Raw genomic sequence first — 15650 nt, 5'->3', positions numbered from 1 at the left:
AAGTCCGGCCCCGCTCACCCCGGCCGAAATTCTTCCGAGCGCGCGGCAACCCTTCCGCCGGCGGCGGCAACTGACGGATGACACCGAGGGCGACGTGCCCACGGGTCGTCCGATCCGCCGACCGCCGTCGCGCACCGCCTGACCGAGGCGGGTACGTGAGGGCGGGGCCAGAGCAAGGAGCAGTCCCATGAACGAGACGGATCCCACGGCGAACGGCCGCGGCCGGCGTGCACGCCCGGCCGCCGGTGGTGCGCGGCGTCCCCGTGGGCGTCACCGTCGGCGCTGGACCACGCTGGGCCTGGCCCTCGGCGTGCCCGGTGTGCTCGGCCCCTACCTGCTCTTCGTGCAGGCCGACTCGAAGGCCGCGTCGGTGGACCCCGACGCCTACTACACGCTGGTGTCCGTCCGCAGCGACAAGGCGCTGGACATCCCCGGTGCGGACACGTCCGACGGCGCCCGGGCCCGGCAGATGGACCGCGCGGCCGGCGCCGTGAGCCAGCAGTGGCGGCTGCGCCTGGTGGGGGACGGCTACTACGAACTGGAGAACCACGGCACCCACAAGGTCCTCGGGGTGCACGGTGGTTCATCGCAGTCCGCCGCCGCCGTCGAGCAGCAGAGCGACCACGCCTCCGCCGCCCAGCAGTGGCGGATGCAGGACGTCGGCGACGGCACGGTGACCTTCGTCTCCCGCGCCAGCGGCATGGTGCTGGACGTCTGGGGCGGTGGCAAGGAGGAGGGCGTACCGCTCATCCAGTACGGCGACATCGGCAGCACCAACCAGCAGTGGCGGCTGGTGAAGGCGTCCGGCACCGGTGGGTACACCTGGCACAACGCGCAGATCGTCGGCGGCGGGTTCGTCACCGGACTGGTCTTCAACCCCTCCCGCAGGGACCTGCTGTACGCCCGGACGGACATCGGCGGCGCGTACCGCTGGGACGCGGCCGCCGGTCGGTGGAGCTCGCTGACCGACTGGATCGGCGGCGCCGACTGGAACCTGCTCGGGATCGAGAGCCTGGCGACCGACCCGGTCGACCCCAACCGGCTGTACCTGGCCAGCGGCACCTACACCAACGACTGGGCGGGCAACGGCGCGATCCTGCGCTCCACCGACCAGGGGCGGACGTTCCAGCGCACCGACCTGCCGTTCAAGCTCGGCGGCAACGAGGACGGCCGGTCGATGGGCGAGCGGCTGGTGGTGGATCCCTCCGACAACCGCACGCTCTACCTGGGCACCCGCAAGAACGGCCTGTGGCGCAGCACCGACTACGGCGTGACCTGGAGCCAGGTCGGCGGCTTCCCCGTCAAGGACGGCGCGAGCAGCGGGGTCGGCCTGTCCTTCGTGACCTTCGGCCCGTCCGGCAGCAGGACGATCTACGTCGGGGTGGCCGACAAGTCGACGTCGCTGTACCGCTCCACCGACGGCGGCGCCACCTGGCAGGCCGTGCCGGGTCAGCCGACCGGGCAGCTGCCGCAGCACGGCGTGCTGTCCGGTGACGGCTCGCTCTACCTGACGTACACCAACGCGCCCGGACCGAACGGGGTGACGGCCGGTTCGGTGTGGAAGTACACGCCGTCCACCGGGGCCTGGAAGAACGTCTCGCCGTCCAGCGGCGGTTACGGCTTCGCCGGGCTCGCGGTGGATCCGCAGCACCCGGCCACGGTGATGGTCACCACGCTGGACCGCTGGTGGCCCTCGGACGAGCTGTACCGCTCGACCGACGGCGGAGCCTCCTGGAAGGCACTGGGTGCGAGCTCGCAGCGGGACGACTCCGCGGCGCCGTACGTGGGCACCGGCATCGGGCACTGGATGGGCACGCTGGCGATCGACCCGTTCGACTCCGGGCACGTGCTGTACGGCACCGGCTCGGGCATGTGGGGCAGCGGTGACGTGACGGCGGCGGACAGCGGACGCCCGACGCACTGGAGCGTCCCGGCGAAGGGCCTGGAGGAGACGGCGGCGCTGGGACTGGTCAAGCCGCCCGGCCAGCCGCTGATCAGCGCGCTCGGCGACGTCGGCGGGTTCCGGCACGAGGACCTGACCAAGGTCCCCGCCAAGGCGCTGAGCGGGCCGCTGTTCACCAACACCACCGGCCTCGACTTCGCCCAGGGCAAGCCGGAGTTCGTGGTGCGGGTCGGCCTCGGCGGCGCGCAGCACGGCGCCTACTCGACCGACGGCGGAGCGAACTGGGCGCCGTTCGCGACGGCGCCGGTGGGCGACGCGGGCGGCGGGTCGGCGGCCGTCTCGGCGGACGGGGGCACCGTGGTGTGGACCCCGGCGGGTCAGGTGCCGTTCCTGTCGGCCGACCGCGGCGCGTCCTGGTCCGCGGTCCCCGGCCTGCCCAAGGACGCGGCGGTGGTGGCCGACCGTTCCGCGGCGAACACCTTCTACGCCCTCGCCGGCGGCACCCTGTACGCCTCCACCGACGGCGGGAGGCACTTCGCCGCCCGGGCCACCGGGCTGGGCGGCGGGCAGCTCAAGGCCCTCCCGGGCGTCGCCGGGGACCTGTGGCTCGCCGGCGGGGGCGACGGGCTCCGGCACTCCACCGACGGCGGGGCGAGCTTCCGCAAGCTCGACGGCGTGGAGCAGGCGGTCGGCGTCGGCTTCGGCAAGGCGGCGCCCGGCGCCGGCTACCAGGCCGTCTACCTGAGCGGGCGGGTCAAGGGCGTCACCGGGCTGTTCCGCTCCACCGACGGCGGCTCGACCTGGGCCCGGATCAACGACGACCAGCACCAGTTCGGCGGGAGCGTCATCAACATCGTCTCCGGCGACCCGGACGTCTACGGCCGGGTGTACCTCGGCGGCTACGGCCGCGGCGTGGTCTACGGCGACCCGTCCTGACCCGTCCGGACCAGTTCGCCCCGCATTGACCGCGCCGCTCGCCCCGCGATCGAGGGTGGCCGCCCACCGGGGCGACCACCCGCCGGCCCCGGAGGAGGGCACTGCTAGGCTCATGCCGATTGTTAACGTTCACATTGCAGGGAGAGGGCGACCGGGGAACATGCCCCTCGACGACGCGTCCGCGGAGTTCCACGACTTCTTCGAACGCCACCACGCCGAACTCGCCCGTCTCGCCCACCTCCTGACCGGCGAGACGGACGCGGCCGACGACCTCGCCGCGGACGCCCTGATCGCCCTGTGGCAACGCTGGGACCGGCTCCGCGCGGCGGACCACCCGCTCGCCTACGCCCGCGGAGTGGTCGCCAACATGGCCCGGGCGAGGATCCGCAGCGCGATCCGCGAGCGGCGCCGCGTCCTGCTGTTCTGGTCCCGCACCCCGGAGAAGACCTCGGGCCCCGACGTCGCGGCCGTGCTCGACGTCCGCGCGGCGCTCGCCCGACTGCCGTTCCGCAAGCGGGCGTGCGTCGTACTGCGCCATGCCTTCGACCTGTCGGAGAAGGACACCGCGGCGGCACTCGGCATATCGGTCGGTACGGTGAAGAGCCAGACCTCGAAGGCGATGGCCGAGCTGGAACGCGCACTCGGCGCGCGAGCGGTCGGCGAACTGACGACAGGAAGGAGGAACCGGTGAACGAGCACATCACCCAGCGGCTGCGCGAGGCCGCCGAGGCCCACCAGCCCGACCGGGCGAGGATGCTGGCGCGCGTACAGCGCGGCGCGGCCGGTCCCGCCGTCCGCCACCGCACGCGCTCGGGCCTGAGGTCCTGGCCCAAGGCCGCGATGGCCGCGCTGGCCACCGCCGGCATCCTGGCCACCGGCGGTCTCGCCGTGGCGGGAATCGTCCAGAATCCGGCACCGGGGCCCAGCACCGCTCCGGCCGCCCCTTCCCCCACGGTCACGCCGACGCCGACCCCGTCGGCGCCCCCGGCCACCACCGTCCCGGCACCGGCACCCGCTCCGGCCACCGCCACCCCGACCAGCCCCCGGCCGACCCCGTCGGCCACCGGCCGGGCCCAGAACGGGCCGCTGTGGTCGGAGGGATCGGTCGACCCGCACAGCACCGTCTACTGGGGCCAGGACAACCTCCTCCTCAAGACCACCCAGCCGCTCTCCGCGCTCACCGTGGAGCTGCGCGTCGCCCAGACCGGCGACGTACGGGATACCGGCAACTGGCGGACCCTGCCGGCCGACGACTTCACCGTCACCGTCCAGGAGTCCGGCGGCGTACTGGTCTACCGCTGGGTCCTCAAGCCGGGCCGCACGGTACCGGCGGGACAGCACGAGTTCGCCGGCCAGTTCAACCACGCCACCGGCGTGCGGGCCACCGGCGGCGACGGCTACCGCGTCGACGCCCAGTCGGCGGGCGGCAGCGCGTCCGTCTCGGGAGGATTCACGCCGACCCGGTAGGGATCCCCGGCGCGGGGTCGCCCAGCCCGGAGGTGCGGCGCCGGCCGGAGGCCCTCCCCGCCCGGCCGGGCCGTCTCCGGTGGACGACGGACGAACTCGGCGGCCGGTGCCGGCTCACCCAGGAGTGAGCCGGCACCGGCCGCCGATCCGTCGGCCTGTCCTCGGATCAGACGCGGACCAGTCCGGCCTCGACGGCGGGGGCTTCCGGAGCCGCCACGGCGGCGTCCTTGCGCAGCCCCTTGAGCAGGACGACCACCGCCGTGGTGACCACCGTGCCGGCCACCACCGCGAGCAGGTACAGGAACGGGCTGCCGATCAGCGGGAGCACCCAGATCCCGCCGTGCGGCGCGCGCAGGGTGGAGCCGAAGGCCATCACCAGTCCGCCCGCCGTCATGCTGCCGACGATGCTCGCCGGGATGACCCGCAGCGGGTCCGCCGCCGCGAACGGGATGGCGCCCTCGGTGATGAAGGAGGCGCCGAGCACCCAGGCCGCCTTGCCGTTCTCCCGCTCCTCGGGGGTGAACAGCTTCCGCCGGAGGAGGGTCGCCAGGGCCATGCCCAGCGGCGGCGTCATGCCCGCGGCCATCACGGCGGCCATCACCTTGAGGCTGCCGGCGTCCGGGGTGGTGCCCGCCGTGGTGAGCGCACCGGCCGCGAAGGTGTAGGCGACCTTGTTGAGCGGCCCTCCCATGTCGAAGGCCATCATCGCGCCGAGCAGCACGCCGAGCAGGATCGCGTTGGAGCCGGAGAGGCCGTTCAGCCAGTCGGTCAGGCCGTTCATCGCCGAGGCGATCGGCGAGCCGACCACCACGAACATCAGGAAGCCGACCACGGCCACCGACAGCAGCGGGATCACCACCACCGGCATGATGCCCCTGATCGCGCGCGGCACGTTCCAGCGGATCATCCACAGCACCAGGAAGCCCGCGGCCAGACCGGACACGATGCCGCCGAGGAAGCCCGCCCCGACCGCCACCGAGACGGCGCCGCCCGCGACGCCGGCGGCCAGTGCCGCCCGGTCCGCGATCGCCCAGGCGATGTACCCGGAGAGGATCGGGACCAGGAAGCCGAAGGAGGCCTTGCCGGTCTGGAACAGCATCGCCGCCCAGCTGTGCGAGGAGGTCCAGTCGAAGTGGCCCAGCACGGACGGCGCGGAGGCGATCTGGTACCCGCCGATGGCGAAGGCCAGGGCGATCAGCAGACCGCCCGCCGCGACGAACGGGATCATGTAACTGACGCCCGTCATCAGGTACTTGCGCAACCGCTGGGCCCAGTGCTCGCCCGTCGGCGCGCTCGCCGCGGCCACGGGGCCGGTGGCGGTGGCGGTGGCTGGACGTGCTCCCGGAGCGGATTCGGCGACCAGTCCGGCGGCGCGGGCGATCAGGTCGTCGGCGTGGTTCACGCCGGCCTTCACCCCCACGTCCACGGTCGGCTTGCCCGCGAACCGGGCGCGGTCCCGGACCTCGACGTCATGGGCGAAGATCACCGCGTCGGCGGCCGCGATCACCTCGGGGGACAGCACCGTCGTCCCCGCCGATCCCTGGGTCTCGACCTGGATCCGCACCCCCGCCCGGGCGGCGGCCAGTTCGAGGGCCTTGGCGGCCATGTAGGTGTGGGCGATGCCGGTCGGGCAGGAGGTCACCGCCACCAGCCGCAGCCCGCCGTCGGCGCCGTCCGCCTCAGAAGCGCCGTCCGCCTCCGAAGCGCCGTCCGCGTCCGGAGCAGTGACCGACTCGGGAGCCGTGACCGACTCGGGAGCGGTGATCGACTCGGGAGCGGTGGCCGACTCCGGAGCGGTGGCCGTCTCGGGGGCGGTGGCCGGCACCTTGGCCGGCACCTCCTCCCCGTTGACCAGGGCCGCGACCGAGACCGGGCTCTCGGCATCGCGAAGGGCGCCGGTGAACGCCGGGTCCATCAGCCGCTGGGCCAGCCCGGCGAGGATCTGCAGGTGGGTGTCGTCCGCACCGGCCGGTGCCGCGATCATGAAGATCAGGTCGGCGGGCCGACCGTCCGGGGCGCCGAAGTCCACGCCCCTGGTGCTGCGGCCGAAGGCCAGGCTCGGCTCGGTGACGTGGGGTGATCTGCAGTGCGGGATGCCGATCCCGTCCCCCATCCCGGTCGGGGCCTGGGCCTCCCGGGCGGCGACGTCGGCGAGGAAGCCGTCGAGGTCGGTCACCCGGCCCTCGGCGACCAGCCGCTGGGCGAGGGAGCGGAGGGCTTCGCCCTTGTCCGCGGGGGCGAGGTGGAGATCAACGAGTGCGGGGGTGATCAGTCCGCTGGTTTCGCTCATCGTGTCGGTCCTTCAACTGGTGCCTGACAATGTCCCTTGCCCCCGGGATGGTTCGCCGTTCCGTCCCACACGGTCCGGCGTGCTGCCTCCGGCAGGAGGCGGTTCTCAACCGCCGAGCGGTCGTTCGAGCGGGATGTCCGCCGTCACGACCACGGCGGCCGGGTCCAGATCGGCCGGGGTGGGCATGACGCTCCCCGGCAGTTGTACGGCGGCGGCGCCGTGCGCCAGGGCCGCTGCCAGGGCCCCGGGGCCGGTGCCACCGGCGCCGAGGAATCCGGCGAGCGAGGCGTCGCCCGCTCCCACGTCGCTGCGGACGGCGGCGACCGGTGCGCTCCCGTACCAGCTGCCCTCCTCGGCGATCAGCAGCATCCCGTCCGCACCGAGGCTGGCCAGGACCTGCTGGGCGCCGCGCTTGCGCAGCTCCCCGGCCGCGTCCACGGCGTCGCCGACGGTCGCCACCGGGCGGCCCACGGCCTCGGCGAGCTCCTCCCGGTTGGGCTTGACCACGTCGGGACGGGCCGAGAGCGCGGCGAGCAGTGCGGCGCCGGAGGTGTCCAGGGCGATCCGGGCGCCACCGGAGTGCACCTGGGCCACCAACTCGGCGTACCACTCGGGCTCCAGGCCGCGCGGCAGACTGCCGCAACAGGCCAGCCAGTCGACGCCGTTCCCGGTGCCCCGCCCGGTCTCCTGGGTGTCCCGGACGAGGGCCAGCAGCGCGGCCGACTCGGCGGCGCTGAGCTCCGGACCCATCGCGTTGATCTTCGTCAGGCTGCCGCCGTCCTCGGCGATCGAGACGTTGATCCGGGTGTCACCCGCGATGGTGAGTGCCGCGACGTCGATGCCCTGGCGGCGCAGCAGATCGGAGAGCAGCCCGCCGGAGAGGCCGCCCAGCGGCAGGACGGCGGTGGTGCGGTGGCCGGCGGCGGTGAGCGCCCGGGAGACGTTGACGCCCTTGCCGCCGGGGTCGAGCCGGTCGTGCCCGGCGCGGTTGACCTCGCCCGGGGTGAGCGTTCCCAGTTCGTAGGTGCGATCGAGGCTGGGATTGGGGGTGATGGTGACGATCATGCGCGGATGACTTCCGGTCCGTGGTTCTCGATCTCGGTGGCCTGCTCGTCGGTCAGTCCAGTGTCCGTGACCAGGACGTCGACCTGGTCCAGCGAGCCGAAGCGGGCGAAGTGGCGGGCGCCGTACTTGGAGGAGTCGGCCACCAGGACCACTCGGCGCGCCCCGGCGAGCATGGCCCGCTTGACGGCGGCCTCGGCGAGGTCCGGCGTCGACAGGCCGCCCTCCGGGGAGAAGCCGTTGGTCGCGACCACCGCGACGTCCGCGTGGACGTCGGCCAGGTCGCGCAGCGCCCAGGCGTCGACGGCCGCCTGGGTGCGGTGGCGCAGCCGTCCGCCGATCAGGTGCAGGGCCAGCGCGGGGTGGTCGGCCAGCCGGGCCGCGACCGGGAGGGCGTTGGTGACGACGGTGAGCGCGCAGTCCAGGGGCAGCAGTCCGGCCAGCCGGGAGACGGTCGTCCCGGCGTCCAGGATCACGCTGCCCTCGTCGGGCAGCAGGGCCAGGGCCGCCCTGGCGATGCGCTCCTTCTCCGCCGCGGCCGTGGAGTCCCGTTCGGCCAGGCCGGGTTCCAGGTGGAGTGCGCCGACGGGGAGCGCGCCGCCGTGCACCCGGTGCAGCAGGCCCGCCTTGTCCAAGGCGCTCAGGTCACGCCGGATGGTCTCCTGGGTGACGCCGAAGTCCTCGGCCAAGGTCGGCACGTCCACCCGGCCCCGCTCCTGGGCGAGGTGGAGGATCTGTTGCTGCCGCTCGGGTGCGTACATGTGGGATTGGGTCCGTTTCATGTCCGTTTACGCCTGGTGAAGGCAGACCATACGCCCTTCGGACGGAAAAGCAAGTGTTCACTCCGCCTCCGGCCCACTCCCGGAGATGCGTCCGAATGTGTTGACATCCGCTGACAACCGGGCGTAGAACCAACCGAAACAACACGTCAACGGGCGTGAAACCACAGGCTGCCTGGTCCCCGCGACCGCCCCCGTACTGCCAGGACCAGGCGCCGACCACGGCGGTCCGCGCTTCACCCTCCGCGCGGGCCGCCGTGCCCCCGCTCTCCCGCCGACCCGGATCCCACCCGGGCCGGCGACCGCCTCCCTCCATCTCCTCCGCCTCCTCCAAGGACTCCCATGCACTCGATCCAGGTCACCGTCGGCTCCAGCAGCGGTCTGCACGCCCGCCCGGCATCACGGTTCGTCCAGGCCGCCGCCCGGCAGCCGGTCAAGGTCACCGTCGGCCGTCCGGGTCAGGCGCCGGTCGACGCCCGCAGCCTGCTGTCCGTCCTCGCCCTGGCCGCCCGCTGCGGCGAGGCCCTGGAGCTCACCGCCTCCGGCGACGGGGCCGAGGACGCCCTCAAGACGCTCGCCGAGCTGCTCGCCTCCGACCTCGACGCCGCGGCATGACCGACCTGATGCGCGGGATCGGCGTCCGCACCGACAGCGCGGCAGGCCCGGTCGCCTGAACGGCCCCCGTGCCATCGCCGCCCGCACCGAGGGCGGTCGCCGATGCCGCGGCCGAGGCTGCCACGGTCCGCGCCGCCCTCCTGGCGAGGGTGTCGGGAATCTGAGCCGGATCCGCCCGGCGCCGGTGGGAACGCTCCGGCGCCGGGCGGACGGCCGGCCCGCCGACGTCCGGGCGATGCATCTGACGGGCCGCCAAATAGCGCTGGAACCGAACAAGTTAACGTTCACATCGCAAGGGATTCACCGGTCGCCCGCATTCCGCCCTGCCAGTTCATGGATCATCACCGGTCGGCCGAAGTGATTCACGGACCGTTCACGGCACACCGGAACTCACCCCTGCCTGCAGCCGTCAGAATGGGTGACGGTTCAACAAATCCCCCCAGGCAGGGAAAGGAACGGCAATGTCCTTGGTCAGGAGGGTGATCGGCGCCACGGCCGTGGCCCTCGTGGCCGTGCTGGGCCTGTTGGTGCTGTCCCAGACCGCGTCCGCCCTCACCCGGGAGGAGCGCTGCCCGCGGATCGTCGCGGAGGCGAAGCTCGCCGAGGAGGCGGCGCTCCCCAAGTGCGCGCCCGGCCTCGGCTGGACCCGGAACCGGAGCATCGAAGTCCCCCGGTACCAGCGGGAGTTGCACCCGTCCCTGATCGACGACACCGCCGCCGCCGACCCGTCGCCGGCCGGCGTCCCCGCCCCGCCGCACGGGGCGCGCAGACTACCCGGAGCCGCGGTCCTCCAGGTGTTCCGCTGCTGATCGGCGCCGACCGCGCCCGCACGCTCCCCGACCACGGCGACACCCCGGACGGGTGCGCCCGCCGCCCCACATCCCGGCAGCTCACGACGGCCCACAGCAGTGCTCGCGCCTGCCACCGCCGCCGCGCTTCGCGCTGCCACCGCACCGAGCGAGCAGGCACGGTCCCGAAGTCACCGCTCCCATCCGACTTCCGAAGGGCCCGAGGCACCGACATGCAAGGATTCATCGACCACGCCCGCACCTTCCGCCGGCACGCCGCCCAGAAGGCCGCCGCCTTCGGGCGGCTGGCCGAAGGCCAGAGCCCGCAGGCACTGTTCATCACCTGCTCCGACTCCCGCATCATCCCCTCCGCCATCACCGGCGCCCGGCCCGGGGACCTCTTCGAGATGCGGACCGCGGGCAACATCGTCCCGCCGCACCGCCCCTCCGCGCCTTCGGCCGAGGCCGCGACCATCGAGTACGCGGTCGAGGTCCTCGGGGTCGCCGACATCGTGGTCTGCGGCCACTCCCACTGCGGCGCCGTGGGCGCCGTCGTCCGGGGCGACGACCTCACCGGTGTGCCCTCGGTGCGCGACTGGCTCGCCGACGGCACCGCGCTGACGCCCGCCGGGGAGCCGAGCCACGACCTGGCCGCGCCGGCCCAGCGCCACGTGCTGGACCAACTGGAGAAGCTGCGCACCCACCCGAGCGTCGCGCGCCGGGTCGACGGGGGCCTGCTCGGCCTGCACGGCTGGTTCTACGAGGTGCACACCGGCGCCGTCCTCACCCACCGCCCCGGCACCGACGTCTTCCTGCCGCTGTGACCCCGCGGCCCACCACCCCCGAACTCCCCCGGATGAGGGCTCCCATGCGCTTTCGCACCCCCAGTCTTCCCACGCTCACCCACGACCTGACCGCGTCGGTCGTGGTCTTCCTCGTCGCCCTCCCGCTGTGCGTCGGAGTCGCTGTCGCCTCGGGCGTACCCGCCGAACTCGGCCTGATCACGGGCATCGTCGGCGGCCTGGTCACCGGCCTGCTCCCCGGCAGCAGCCTCCAGGTCAGCGGCCCGGCGGCCGGGTTGACCGTCCTGGTCGCCGAAACCGTCCAACGGTTCGGCCTGCCGGCCCTCGGCCTGGTGGTCGCCGCCACCGGCCTGCTCCAACTGCTGCTCGGCGCGCTGCGCTGGGGCCGGTGGTTCCGCGCGATCTCCGTCGCCGTGGTCGAGGGCATGCTGGCCGGCATCGGCCTGGTCATCATCGCCGGCCAGCTCTACGCGATGGCCGGCCGGTCGGCGCCCGCCGGCGGGATCGACAAGCTGCTGGGCCTTCCCGGCCTGCTGGCCGGGCTCCTCTCCTCCCCCGCGGCCGGCTACTCCTTCCTGATCGGTGCCGGCACCATCGCGGTGATCGTGCTCTGGCAGCGGCTGCCCGCCAGGGTGCGCGCCGTCCCGGGCGCGCTGATGGCCGTGCTGCTCGCCACCGTCGCCGTCTGGCTGCTGCACCGCCCCGTGAAGAAGGTCGAGGTCAAGGGCCTCCTGGACAGCGTCCACCCGCCGGGCAGCGGGGTGTTCGAGCAGCTCACCCCGGCGCTGCTCGTGACGGTCGTGGCCTTCACGCTGGTGGCCTCGGCCGAGAGCCTGTTCAGCGCGGCAGCCGTCGACCGGCTCCACGACGGACCGCGGACCGACTACGACAAGGAGCTGATGGCCCAGGGCGCGGGCAACGCGCTCTGCGGCGCCCTCGGCGCCCTGCCGATGACCGCGGTCATCGTCCGCAGCGCCGCCAACGTCCAGGCCGGCGCTCGGACCAAGGCGTCCCGCGTGCTGCACGGCGTGTGGCTGCTGCTCTTCGCCGCGCTGCTCCCGGCGGCCCTCGGCGTCATCCCGGTCGCGGCGCTCGCCGGGGTGCTGGTGCACGCCGGGTTCAAGCTCCTGCCGTTCAAGCAGTTCGGGCCGCTGTGGCGCGAGCACCGGGCGGAGGCGCTCGTCCTCGCGGCCACCGCCGTGGCCATCGTCACGGTCAACATGTTCGAGGGCGTCCTGATCGGCCTGGGCCTCTCGGTCGTCAAGTCGGCCTGGGAGACGTCCCGCCTGCACGTGGACACCGAGGAGCAGCCCGGCGGCGCGGTCCGGGTCCGGCTGACCGGCAACGCCACCTTCCTCCGGCTGCCCAAGCTCCTGGACACCCTCGAAGCACTGCCGGCCGACCGCGTGGTGGAGCTGGACCTCTCCCGGCTCCGGCACCTGGACCACGCCTGCCAGTCCGCGCTGACCACCTGGACCGAACGTCACAACACCCGGGCCCCCGAGGCCGTGCGGCTGATCCCGGCACTGGCCGGTCCGGCCTGATCCGAGCACCCGGGACGCGCCGCCGCACCACAACCCCGGTGCGGCGGCGCGCCGTTCGGGCGGGCGCTCTTCCTTCGTGCTCCTTCGTGCTCCTTCGTGTTCCTTGGCGCTCGTTCGTGTTCTTCGTGGACCGGTGGGTCCGGTCAGGCGGGGGCGAGCAGGGCCGACGGGTCGAGCGCCGCCACCGGCCGGACGCCGCCGACCGGCCGGCCACCGCCGGTCGCCGGCTCCCCCGCGAACCCGGTGAGCAGCCGCGGATCGACTCCAGCCAGGGCCAGCACGGCCGCGGCCACCGGGACGCGCGCCCGGTTCGCCCCGTCGGCGATCTTCACGGCCACGGCGCGGCCGTCCGGCAGCGCGGCGACCTGCACGCCCTCGAAGCCGTCCTTGGCCAGCAGCCCGGGTACCGCGCGCATCAGCGCGGCCACGTCCCGGCCTGCGCCGGAGGCCATCTCCGGGTGCCCGCGCAGCGCGTCCGCCACCCGGAACTCGGGCGTCCCGGGCGCGCCGGTGGCGATGCGGGCGGCGGCGCGGGCGAGGCCGTGCAGTGAGACGGCGAACAACGGGGTGCCGCAGCCGTCGACGCTGACCCGCGCGATGCGTTGACCGGTCAGTTCCTCGACGACCCCGGCGATCACCCGCTGGAGCGGGTGGGTGGCGTCGTCGTAGTCCACCAGTGGCCAGCCGTTGAGCCTGCAGAGGTAGAGCATCGCGGCGTGCTTGCCCGAGCAGTTCTGGGCGAGCCGGGAGGGCGGGCGGCCCTCCCGGACCCAGGTGTCGCGGACCGCCGGGTCGTACGGCAGGTCCGGGACGTTGCGCAGGTCGTCCTCGGAGAGGCCGGCGAGTTCCAGGATCCGCCGGGCTCCGGCGAGGTGGCGCTCCTCACCGGAGTGGCTGCCCATCGCGAGCGAGAGCAGTTCGCCGTCGAGCGGCAGCCCCGCCCGGACCATGGCGACGGCCTGGACCGGCTTGAGGGCCGAGCGCGGGTAGCAGGCGGCCTCGATGTCGCCGAGCCGGAAGCGGACTTCGCCGTCGCCGCCGAGGACGACGACGGAGCCGTAGTGGATGCCCTCGATCACTCCGCCGCGGGTGACGTGGGCGACGGGCGCGTGGCGGGGCTCGCGGATCGCGGGTGCGTCCGCCTGGGGACTGCTGAACATGACTGCCTCGATCGGTGGTGGATGTGCCGGAGACCTCGAGGGGAGGAGGCCGGGGCGGATGTGCAGGTTCCCCCGGTCCGCCCGCGGATCAGCCGTCGGCCCCGGCCGCGGCGCGCGCGATCCGTCCGCGGATCGCGTACCAGCCCGCGACCAACGCCCCGACGATCAGCGGCAGGCACAGCACGGTGGTGCGCCCGGCGCCGCCGTCGGCGTACATGAGGACCAGCACGGTGGCCAGGAAGGCCAGCGTCACCAGCTCGGTCCAGGGCGAGCCGGGCAGCCGGTAGCCGGGACGGGTCAGTTCGCCGGCCCGGGTCTTCCGCCAGAAGAGGAGGTGGCAGACCATGATCATGCCCCAGGTGGCGAGGATGCCGATCGCCGCGAAGTTCAGCACGATCTCGAACGCGTCGGCGGGGACGACGAAGTTGAGGCCGACACCGAGGACGCACATGCCGCTGGTCAGCAGGATGCCGCCGTACGGCACCTGGGTGCGGCTCATCCGGGCGGTGAACCGGGGGGCCGAGCCGCTGACGGCCATCGAGCGCAGGATGCGGCCGGTGGAGTAGAGGCCGGAGTTGAGCGAGGACATGGCCGCGGTGAGGACGACCAGGTTCATCACGCCGCCCGCCGCCGGGACGCCGATGTGGGAGAGCACGGTCACGAAGGGGCTCTGGCCGGAGCCGTACCTGTTCCAGGGCAGCAGCATCGACAGCAGGAGGACCGAGCCGACGTAGAACACGCCCACCCGCCACATGATCGAGTTGATCGCCTTCGGCATGATCTTCTCGGGGTTCTCGGTCTCCCCGGCCGTGACGCCGACGAGCTCCACCGAGGCGTAGGCGAAGACCACGCCCTGGATGATCAGCAGCATCGGCATCAGGCCGTTGGGGAAGATCCCGCCGTTGTCGGTGATCAGGGACGGGCCGGGGACGGCGCCGTCGACCGGGTGTCGGGTGACCAGCAGGAAGATCGCGATGCCCATGAAGACCAGCAGTGCGCCGACCTTGACGATGGCGAACCAGAACTCCAGTTCACCGAAGATCCGCACCGAGATGAGGTTCACGGTCAGCACCACGGCCAGGGCGGTGAGCGCGATCACCCACTGCGGGATGTCGGAGAACAGGTGCCAGTAGTGCGCGTAGGTGGCGACGGCGGTGATGTCGGCGATACCGGTGGTCGCCCAGTTGAGGAAGTACATCCAGCCGGCGGTGTACGCGCCCCTCTCCCCTAGGAACTCCCGGGCGTAGGACACGAAGGCGCCGGAGGACGGGCGGTACAGGACGAGTTCGCCGAGCGCGCGGACGACGAGGAAGGCGAAGACTCCGCAGACGGCGTACGCGATGAACAGGGAGGGCCCGGCGTCGGCGAGCCGCCCGCCCGCGCCGAGGAACAGGCCGGTGCCGATGGCACCGCCGATGGCGATCATGTTGACGTGACGCGGCTTCAAGGACTTGCTGTAGCCGGCGTCACCGGCGTCGACGTGGCGGGCGGTGGGCGTGGTGGGGGTGGTGGTGGCGCTCGCGGGGGCCGTGGGGCTTGCGGGGGCCGTGCGGGTTATGGGGTTCGCGGGGGTCGTAGGGGTCGTGGGGCGCTTCTCGTCATCGAGGAACTGCTCGCTCACGCCTCGGCACTGCCTTCCGTGGGGGTGTCCGTGCGCCTGGGACGCACGATGTCGGTGAGGGTCGCCTCGACGCGGTGGAGGTGGTGCGACATCGCCGCGACCGCGTCGGGCTCGGAACCGTCGACCAGCGCCTCGACGATCGCTCGGTGCTCGCAGTTGGACTGCTCGCGCCGACCGCCGAGTTCGTTGAGGAAGGTCGACTGACGCGCCAGTGCGTCACGGATCTCCTCGATGACCCGGCGGAAGACCGGGTTGCGGGAGGCCTCGGCCACCGCCAGGTGGAAGACGGTGTCCAGCGCGACCCAGGCGGTGGTGTCGGTCTCCCGCTCCATCCGGTCGAGCAGGTGGGTCAGGTGGTCCAGGTCCTCCGGGGTGCGGCGCAGCGCCGCGTACCCGGCGACCGGGATCTCGACGTGCCGGCGCACCTCCAGGAGGTCGCTGGCGGCGTAGTCGCCGAAGGTGGGGTCCTCGACCGTGTTGGCCACGACGAAGGTGCCCTTGCCGGTCTTGGAGACGGTCAGGCCCATGGCCTGGAGGGCCCGGAGCGCCTCGCGCAGCACGGGCCGGCTGACCTCCAGGGTGCGGCACAGCTCCGCTTCGGAGGGCAGTTTGTCCCCCACGACGTACTCGCCGCGCTCGATGGCGCTGCGCAGGTGGCCGAACACCGCTTCCATCGCGCTCA

13 protein-coding genes are annotated in these 15650 nt (G+C 73.3%); 7 read left to right on the top strand and 6 right to left on the bottom strand.

The genetic code is table 11. The features are described 5' to 3' along the window. The first annotated feature begins 187 nt into the window (after positions 1-187). From ACZ47G_RS15865 to ACZ47G_RS15855, 3 genes are all read left to right on the top strand, one after another. The gene (locus ACZ47G_RS15865; protein ID WP_465742919.1) at positions 188-2839 is read left to right on the top strand and encodes an RICIN domain-containing protein; all 2652 of its coding nucleotides are present in this window, start codon (positions 188-190) and stop codon (positions 2837-2839) included. A 160-nt stretch (positions 2840-2999) separates the two neighbouring features. After that, a complete protein-coding gene (locus tag ACZ47G_RS15860) occupies positions 3000-3530 on the top strand; it encodes a SigE family RNA polymerase sigma factor (RefSeq protein ID WP_465742917.1) in 531 nt (176 codons plus the stop codon). Continuing rightward, positions 3527-4306: a hypothetical protein gene (locus tag ACZ47G_RS15855; protein WP_465742915.1), complete on the top strand. Its 780-nt coding sequence runs from the start codon at positions 3527-3529 to the stop codon at positions 4304-4306. The genes ACZ47G_RS15860 and ACZ47G_RS15855 overlap by 4 nt, the downstream gene beginning before the upstream one ends. Positions 4307-4472: 166 nt before the next feature. Here the strand turns inward: ACZ47G_RS15855 and ACZ47G_RS15850 are convergent, their stop codons facing one another. The 3 genes from ACZ47G_RS15850 to ACZ47G_RS15840 form a co-directional block, all read right to left on the bottom strand. Then, positions 4473-6596, bottom strand: coding sequence for a PTS fructose transporter subunit IIABC (locus tag ACZ47G_RS15850; RefSeq protein ID WP_465742913.1), 2124 nt, complete (start codon positions 6594-6596; stop codon positions 4473-4475). 105 nt (positions 6597-6701) lie between these two features. Then, on the bottom strand, positions 6702-7661 hold the full coding sequence (gene pfkB, locus ACZ47G_RS15845) for a 1-phosphofructokinase (RefSeq protein ID WP_465742911.1): 960 nt from the start codon (positions 7659-7661) through the stop codon (positions 6702-6704). Continuing rightward, positions 7658-8419 carry a DeoR/GlpR family DNA-binding transcription regulator gene (locus tag ACZ47G_RS15840; protein WP_465742909.1) on the bottom strand — a complete coding sequence of 254 codons (762 nt, stop codon included), beginning with the start codon at positions 8417-8419 and terminating at the stop codon, positions 7658-7660. Before ACZ47G_RS15840 ends, pfkB begins: the two co-directional genes overlap by 4 nt. A 360-nt stretch (positions 8420-8779) precedes the next feature. Between ACZ47G_RS15840 and ACZ47G_RS15835 the strand changes: the two genes are divergently transcribed. The 4 genes from ACZ47G_RS15835 to ACZ47G_RS15820 all read left to right on the top strand — a co-directional run bounded on the left by ACZ47G_RS15835 (position 8780) and on the right by ACZ47G_RS15820 (position 12187). Then, the gene (locus ACZ47G_RS15835) at positions 8780-9052 is read left to right on the top strand and encodes an HPr family phosphocarrier protein (protein WP_465742907.1); all 273 of its coding nucleotides are present in this window, start codon (positions 8780-8782) and stop codon (positions 9050-9052) included. Between the two features lie 461 nt (positions 9053-9513). Then, positions 9514-9861 (top strand): hypothetical protein, encoded by a 348-nt coding sequence (locus ACZ47G_RS15830; protein WP_465742905.1) that lies wholly within the window; start codon positions 9514-9516, stop codon positions 9859-9861. A gap of 212 nt (positions 9862-10073) precedes the next feature. After that, entirely contained in the window at positions 10074-10664 is a 591-nt protein-coding gene (locus ACZ47G_RS15825; RefSeq protein ID WP_465742903.1) for a carbonic anhydrase, read from the top strand. Positions 10665-10708: 44 nt separating this feature from the next. After that, positions 10709-12187, top strand: a complete 1479-nt coding sequence (locus tag ACZ47G_RS15820) for a SulP family inorganic anion transporter (protein WP_465742901.1) — start codon at positions 10709-10711, stop codon at positions 12185-12187. A 143-nt stretch (positions 12188-12330) separates the two neighbouring features. On the opposite strand, the gene ACZ47G_RS15815 is transcribed toward ACZ47G_RS15820, so the two are convergent. From ACZ47G_RS15815 to ACZ47G_RS15805, 3 genes are all read right to left on the bottom strand, one after another. Continuing rightward, a complete protein-coding gene (locus tag ACZ47G_RS15815) occupies positions 12331-13347 on the bottom strand; it encodes an asparaginase (protein WP_465742899.1) in 1017 nt (338 codons plus the stop codon). 88 nt (positions 13348-13435) lie between these two features. Beyond that, positions 13436-14905 carry an amino acid permease gene (locus ACZ47G_RS15810; protein WP_465743168.1) on the bottom strand — a complete coding sequence of 490 codons (1470 nt, stop codon included), beginning with the start codon at positions 14903-14905 and terminating at the stop codon, positions 13436-13438. Between the two features lie 59 nt (positions 14906-14964). After that, a complete protein-coding gene (locus tag ACZ47G_RS15805; RefSeq protein WP_465743166.1) occupies positions 14965-15642 on the bottom strand; it encodes a FadR/GntR family transcriptional regulator in 678 nt (225 codons plus the stop codon). Positions 15643-15650 lie beyond the last annotated feature (8 nt).

The sequence above is a fragment of the Kitasatospora sp. NPDC030952 genome, assembly GCF_055571335.1.
The sequence above is the reverse complement of the archived record's forward strand: the minus strand, read 5'-3'. Positions and strand labels throughout refer to the sequence as shown.